The organism is Deinococcus sp. (assembly GCF_018260405.1).
Taxonomy (GTDB): domain Bacteria; phylum Deinococcota; class Deinococci; order Deinococcales; family Deinococcaceae; genus Deinococcus.
The window spans coordinates 1-6649 of sequence record NZ_JAGLBG010000101.1; the positions used below are offsets into that span (position 1 = coordinate 1).

The window sequence follows — 6649 nt, forward strand, 5'->3', positions numbered from 1 at the left end:
AGTTGGGACAGATCTTTTGCGTAATGTCCCTACTCTACCCCTTTCCGCTTCGCAAGTCCCCCTGCTGAGCAGTTACTTTCGATTTTCGTTTCCGGCCCACTACAGGATATTCTTCGACATCAGCGACGATTTGGCGCAAGTCCTGTGTCTTTCAGGCAGCAGCCCGGTTCGCTGGCGCAACAAAGCTTTATCAGAGGTTCATCTGGTGGCGCATTGTCACTTGCCTGCGCTTGTGGCACAATGCGCGGCGATTCTCACCCTATTTCCGCCCGGCAGGACATTTGGAGGAACTTTAGTGACACAGGCTATCAAGCAGGTTCGACTTACCCGTGAAGGTTACGACCGTCTTCAAAAGAATCTGGAACAGGAACAAAACCGCCTGGCCGAAGCCACGCGCATCCTTCAGGAACAGATGGAAACCAGCGCCGACAATGAAGATACCGGCCTGGAAGACGCCAAACGCGAAAAAATGACCATTGAAGCCCGCATCGACGAACTCGAAGATACGCTGGCCCGCGCCACCATTATCGAGGATCAGGAAAATGATGGCCGTGTGGCCCTCGGAGCCATTGTGGTTCTCAACAATGAGGCGACCAAAAAGGAAATGAAGGTCCAGTTCGTCAGTGCGCCCGAAGCTGCCGCGATTGGGGGCAGTCTCCCGCGTATCAGCGAAGACAGCCCCGTCGGTAAGGAACTGGCTGGGCGCAAAAAGGGCGAGGCTTTTGTCGTCAACCTCGACAACGGCAAACAGGTCAAGTACAAGGTCAAAAGCATCGAATACTAGTTTCTATCCAGGCGCAGCGCTAAAGACGTGCAATACGGCGCAAGCCTGGCAGGAGACGCGGGGCCCGAATCGCCAGCGGAAGTTCGTTGACCTGACGGGCAGCGTCTTCGCTGGTGACCACTAGCCCCTGACCTTGACCCTACCTCTGACCTCAGCTGCCTGGAATCTAGGGTGAGCCTTGACTATGGGCGCTGGCGCAGTTGTTCGAGTGCCTGCCCGATCTGCTCCCGCGACTTGCAAAAGGCGAAGCGCAGCAGCCCCGCGGGAACAGGGTGCGCGGCGTAAAAGGCGCTGCCCGGAATGACCGCCACGCCGCTGGTTTCGACCAGCTTCTCGGCTTCCCAGGCGGGGTGCTGCGCGGTTAAAAAGTAAGTGCCACGCGCCTCCTGCACGGTAGCCCCCAGTTCCTTCAGGCCACCGGTCAACAGTTGTTGGCGCTCGCCGTATTCTTGCCGTAGACCCTCATAAAAGCCCTCGGCGCGGGCTACGGGCAGAGCCGCCGCAACTGCGGCCTGCAGGGGGACCGGCGAACAGAACGACCCCTGTTGCCGGATTCCGGCGATATTACCCGACAGCCCCGGCGGGCAGGCGATCCAGCCCACGCGCCAGCCGGTGGCTTCCAGGCGCTTGCCCGCGCTGCCTACCGTGAAGGTGCGTTCGGGGGCCAGCGTGCGTAGGGAGGTCGGTTTTTCGCCGTAGTACAGCTCATCGTACACCTCGTCACTGATGAGCCAGAAGTCGTGCTGCCGGGCCAGTGCCACGACTTGCAACAGTTCTTCACGTGAAAAGACCGTGCCGGTTGGATTGAACGGTGTATTGATGAGCAGCGCCCGCGTCCGGGGAGTCACCGCCCGTTCAAGCGTTTCAAAGTCGAAGGCCCAGCCCGCGTCGTCTAGGCGCATCGGCACTGTGACCGGGTCGGCCCCGGCCAGCCGCGCCTGGGGAATGTAGACGTCGAACACGGGTTCCAGCATCAGCACTTCGTCGCCGGGGCCATACAGCGACAGCGCCAGCACGTTGAGTGCCTCGGTCGCGCCGGTGGTCACCACGATGTCTTGACCGTTGACGCCCAGGTCGGTGCCCAGCGCGGTACGGAGTGCAGGCAGTCCGGCGGGTGGGCTGTACTGGTCGAACCTGCCTATGGCGTGGCGGGCGGCGTCCTGTAAGAAGGCGGGCGGCGCGTCGGAGGGAAAGCCCTGGCCCAGATTAACGGCGCTGTACTGCGCGGCCAGGCGGCTCATCCGGGCAAAAACACTTTCCTGCGATAGCTGCGTGCGGGGCAAAAGCTCGGGCATACCTTCAAGTGTGCGCGTCCAGCGGCCCTCACAGTGCCTGACAAGTTAGGCAGGTGCCAGTATGCACGGTGAGCTGTGCGGGCACTGATACGGCAGAAGCGGGCAGGCCCCTTCATGGGTGCGGTCAGGCCCCTTCACGGGTGCCGTTCTGACCAAGAAGCCGCTTTGGTCAAGAGGGTACCGTCTGCGCCTCTGCCCGCAGCGCTTCGACTCCATACCGCGAAACTCGTATTGTTCTCGCCCCGCTCGGATGGAATCCAACACGGCCCGGTTCACTCGGCAGTCCGTATGAAAGGTACGGGCCATGAAAAAAGCGGCCCAGGTGGTGTTCCCGGAGCCGCTTGCCTGGACTGTTTGCTGCCTTTACAACTCAGTGATCGGTGGCAGTCGCCAGTGGCGGCAGGGTTCCAGCTTTCATGTCGGCGACGTACTGCTGGGCTTTGGCGTCGTCAAAGTCGCCTTCAAAGCGGCTCATCACGATGGCGGCGAGGCTGTTGCCGGTCACGTTGACAGCGGTGCGGGCCATATCCAGAATGCGGTCAATGCCCGCAATGAAAGCCAGGCCCTCGACGGGAATGCCCACCGTGCCCAGCGTGGCGAGCAGCACCACGAAGCTCACGCCCGGCACGCCCGCAATACCTTTAGAGGTCAGCATCAGCGTCAAGGTCAGCAGCAGTTGTTTTTCCAGGGGCATGTGAATGCCGTAAAGCTGCGCCAGGAAGATGGCGGCGATGCTCTGGTACAGCGTGCTGCCGTCGAGGTTAAACGAGTACCCGGTGGGAATCACAAAGCTGGTCACGTAGCGCGGGCAACCGAACGCCTCCATCTTCTGCATGATGCGCGGCATAACCGATTCGCTGCTGGCGGTCGAGTAGGCCAGCGTCAGTTCGTCGCGTAGCACCTGAATGAGAGTCAGGATGCTGGTTCCGGCAAATCTGGCGATGGCTCCCAAGATGATAAAGACGAAGGCAAGCATGGCCCCGTACACCACCAGCACCAGCTTGGCAAGCGGGATAAGACTCTGGATGCCGAACTTGCTGACCGTGACGGCGATCAGCGCGAATACGCCAATGGGGGCCAGTTTCATGATCTGGTTGGTGACCCAGAACATGGTGTCGGCAATGATCTGGAAGAGCTTCAGCAGAGGCTTGCCGCGTTCGCCCAGTGCGCCAAGGCCCAGACCAAAGAACACGGCAAAAAAGATGATCGCCAGCATGTCGCCGCGTGCAAAGGCGTCTACCACGTTGGTCGGTACGATGTTCACGAAGGTGTCGGCAAAGCTGTGGCTGGTCGCTGCGTGCGCCCCCTCGGTGTACTTGGTGATGTCGGACTTGGTTAGCGCCGACATGTCCACGCCCGCGCCGGGCTTAAACAGGTTGGCCAGCAGCAGCCCGAACAGAATCGCGCCCGTCGTGACGACCTCGAAATAAATCAGGGTCGCGCCGCCCAGCTTGCCCAGTTTCTTGTGGTCGCCCACGCCCGCCACGCCCACGATCAGCGTGCTAAGGACAATAGGCACCACGATCATTTTGATCAGGCGAATGAAGATGTCGCCGAAGGGTTGCAGGACGCCTACAACGCCCGGATTGCCATAAAACAGGGCACCCACCAGGACGCCTAGAATCAGGCCAATGAGAATTTGTACGGCCAGTGAGGGTCTTTTCATGCGTGTTTGCTCCTCGGAACCACTCCGTGTGAATTTGCTCTGTCTTTGATTTAATGACACGGGCGGGCAAACTCTAATGGAATGTGAGCCGGAGTACCGTACTTGCCTCGCATTTCGCCCCGGACGTTCCCGTGGCCTGGACAACTTGGGCCAGCCAAAGCGAGAAGGAGCCGCCCGTAGGCCACTCCCCCCATTACACCGCCCCCGCTGAGGCCGCCAAAGCAGAGGCTTGGGCGTAGGAAGTTGTTTAACTCACCTCAAATAACAATGGTTGCTGAAACATCTGTGGCGAGATCGCTACTTCGCCACGTAGAGTGGCCAGCAAACTAACGCCTAAAGCCATGCCTAATTGCACTGGAACAGCATTTCCTATCTGTCGATACTGGTCGCTGAGGCTGCCCATAAATTCCCAGTCATCGGGAAAACCCTGCAAGCGGGCAGCCTCGCGCACACTTAGTGGACGGTCATAGGCGGGGTGACACATATCTGTCGCCTTTTGCGCGGGGCTGGTGGTTACAGTAGGTGAAGGTCTGTCCCAGGCTAGACGGCGATAAAATCCAACCTTGCCGCCGCCCGAGGTATATGCTCCACCCATAGCTTCGGGCAAAACCTCAGGCGGAAGGCTGCGCCAGTTACCGCCCTCTGGTACAAGACGCAGATATTTCAGGCGGCTTTCGCTATAGCTCTGAAACTGCGGCTCTGGGTCGTGCAAGCCTTCCAGCCCTTGCCGCAAGGTAACCCATGGCGGAAGATTGCGCCCGTCCTTGCTGTGGATAGGCGCAGGTAGGTGTAGCGGTTCATGGTCGCGGCTGCCCAGAATCACCACGCGCTCACGGGTTTGGGGCGTGCCGTAGTCGGCGGCATTGAGCAGGCCATAAGTAAAGCTGTAGCCAATTCGCTCAAACTCTGCCAGAATCACCGCGAAGGCCGAGCCGCGTTCTTCCTCGGGCAGCAGCGGCCCGCCGTAACGCTCGGAAATGGGACGGTGCCTGAGGGTCGCCGATAATAACCCACGCACATTTTCCATAATGAAAAAACGGGGCTGAATGCCTTCTATCAGTCGTAAGTAATCTCGAAAGAGGCTACCGCGTGGGTCGTTTAGCGCCTGCCGCTTGCCCGCTGTGCTGAAGGGCTGACAGGGTGGCCCACCGCTCAGCAGTGTAACCGCGCCGCGCTCTAACCCTCCCGCTTGCAAAATATCTTCGGCAGAAATTTGGGTTACATCCTCAGCTACAAAAATAGAATGGCCCCGACGTACAGCGTTGTGGCGAATGGTGGCCCGCGCCGCTTTATCTACTTCTACTGCCGCCACTGTCTGAAAGCCTGCCGCTTCAAGGCCAAGGTCAAGTCCACCTGCCCCAGAAAAAAGTGAAACGTGCGTGGTCATTGCTCTAGTGTACGCCCTTGGCATATTCGCGGATAAAATCGTGAAACCCTTCTTCCGATAGCGGCGCGGGCAACTCGGCGGGGAATTTCTCCCAGTTGGTGCGGCCCGTATTTGCGTTAACCCGATACCATTTCAGAATTTCGGTGCCGACGCGAATGGCAGACGAAGAACTGTTTTCGCTGTTACTACGGTTCTTGACCTGCAAGGCCAGCGACAAATCCAGCCGAATAAAATCCACTGCCCGAATGGTGTTGCCCGCGCACCAGACCCAGCCGTGTGGTTCTAGCTCCCGTGCCAAGTACCGCTCAAGCAGCGCCCCCAGCAGGTTTTCTGCCGCCATACTCTGACGGTGAAGCAAGCGGGCCTGGGTTTGGGTGTCCTCTTGCATACCCGCAAACGCTGCAAGAATCACGTCTACGGCGGGGTCGGCTACGGTGGAGACTTCCCGCAGGTGCAGTTGGCCTTCGCGCTCGCGTATGTGGCTCAGCAAAAAAGCCTGAAAATAGGTTTGTGCCTCGGCTGGCTTGGCATCTGGTGCAATGGTCAGCCGCCCAAACCGTGCAAACGCGGACAGGCTGGGGCTTTGCAGGCCATAGGTCACCAGTGCCTCTAGTGCAGGCGTCCAAGCCACGTTCACCGCCTGGGCTGCGGCGCGTGCCAGTCGCATAAACTCCGCTTGGGTCATGGGGGCAGTTTACCAGAACAAAAAAAGGCCCCCGAAGGCAGCCGCTGCCCCTGCCGAGGCCGCCAAAGCAGAGGCCTAGGCCTTCACCAGTTTCAGCGGCAACTGCTGCGCGTAAAGGTCAAAATCCTTATCCTTGGTCAGAATCGGCAGGCCATACGCCACGCTACAGGCACAAATCAGAAAATCGCTGCTGCTGCCCTGCACGCCCTTGCTGCGGCACAGGTTGAAGAATTCGGCGGCACGTTCATAGTCCTGCTCCTTTAACGGCAAGTCTGGAAAGGCCCGCAGCTGCTCCCTGATACGCTCAAACACGGTTGGGGTCTTCAGGCCCTGTAAGACTTCCTGACGAATACAGCCCAGTAACTGAACGCGCCCCTGTGTGACCAGTTGCCGCAGCATGAGCACTTGCGGCGAGGGTTCGCCCGGCACTTTGCGAAAGCCTTCTGACCACACATCGCTGTCCACGATGACCAGATCACTCATGCCCGTTTGCGTTGCTCCCGCATTTCCTCGTCGGTCAGCATGTCGGCAGGGTCAACCGTGCCGAACAGGTCAAGGATTTTCAGTTGTTCGCGCCGCTGTATGTACTCCGTCAGCGCCTCATTCACGGTTTCGCGCTTGGTGCGGTGGCCGCCCACCTTGAGCGCCTGCTCTAGCAATTCAGGGTCAATTTGCAGGTTCGTTGCCATGTGGGAAGTTTACACAAGGGGATGTGTAGAAAAGTGAAGGCCGCAACCCTAGCCGCTCCCCAGCCCGCCCCGCCCCCGCTGGCCTGCTGAGGCGGAGGCTTGGGCTTAGAGTTCTGGTTCAGTTGAAACTGAATCCGCTATAT

7 protein-coding genes are annotated in these 6649 nt (G+C 59.3%); 1 reads left to right on the forward strand and 6 read right to left on the reverse strand.

The window, feature by feature from the left end; all coding sequences use genetic code 11:
- The first annotated feature begins 295 nt into the window (after positions 1-295).
- Positions 296-784 (forward strand): GreA/GreB family elongation factor, encoded by a 489-nt coding sequence (locus QZ269_RS11060; RefSeq protein WP_291426767.1) that lies wholly within the window; start codon positions 296-298, stop codon positions 782-784.
- Positions 785-966: 182 nt separating this feature from the next.
- Here QZ269_RS11060 and QZ269_RS11065 read toward each other — a convergent pair whose 3' ends face one another.
- From QZ269_RS11065 to QZ269_RS11090, 6 genes are all read right to left on the reverse strand, one after another.
- On the reverse strand, positions 967-2079 hold the full coding sequence (locus tag QZ269_RS11065) for a pyridoxal phosphate-dependent aminotransferase (protein ID WP_291426768.1): 1113 nt from the start codon (positions 2077-2079) through the stop codon (positions 967-969).
- Positions 2080-2449: 370 nt separating this feature from the next.
- Entirely contained in the window at positions 2450-3745 is a 1296-nt protein-coding gene (locus QZ269_RS11070; RefSeq protein ID WP_291426769.1) for a cation:dicarboxylase symporter family transporter, read from the reverse strand.
- A gap of 247 nt (positions 3746-3992) precedes the next feature.
- Positions 3993-5132, reverse strand: coding sequence for a DNA cytosine methyltransferase (locus QZ269_RS11075; RefSeq protein ID WP_291426770.1), 1140 nt, complete (start codon positions 5130-5132; stop codon positions 3993-3995).
- Between the two features lie 4 nt (positions 5133-5136).
- Positions 5137-5817 (reverse strand): SinI family restriction endonuclease, encoded by a 681-nt coding sequence (locus QZ269_RS11080; RefSeq protein WP_291426771.1) that lies wholly within the window; start codon positions 5815-5817, stop codon positions 5137-5139.
- A gap of 75 nt (positions 5818-5892) precedes the next feature.
- Positions 5893-6300: a PIN domain-containing protein gene (locus tag QZ269_RS11085; protein ID WP_291426772.1), complete on the reverse strand. Its 408-nt coding sequence runs from the start codon at positions 6298-6300 to the stop codon at positions 5893-5895.
- Positions 6297-6506 carry a type II toxin-antitoxin system VapB family antitoxin gene (locus QZ269_RS11090; protein ID WP_291426773.1) on the reverse strand — a complete coding sequence of 70 codons (210 nt, stop codon included), beginning with the start codon at positions 6504-6506 and terminating at the stop codon, positions 6297-6299. Before QZ269_RS11090 ends, QZ269_RS11085 begins: the two co-directional genes overlap by 4 nt.
- Positions 6507-6649: the final 143 nt, after the last annotated feature.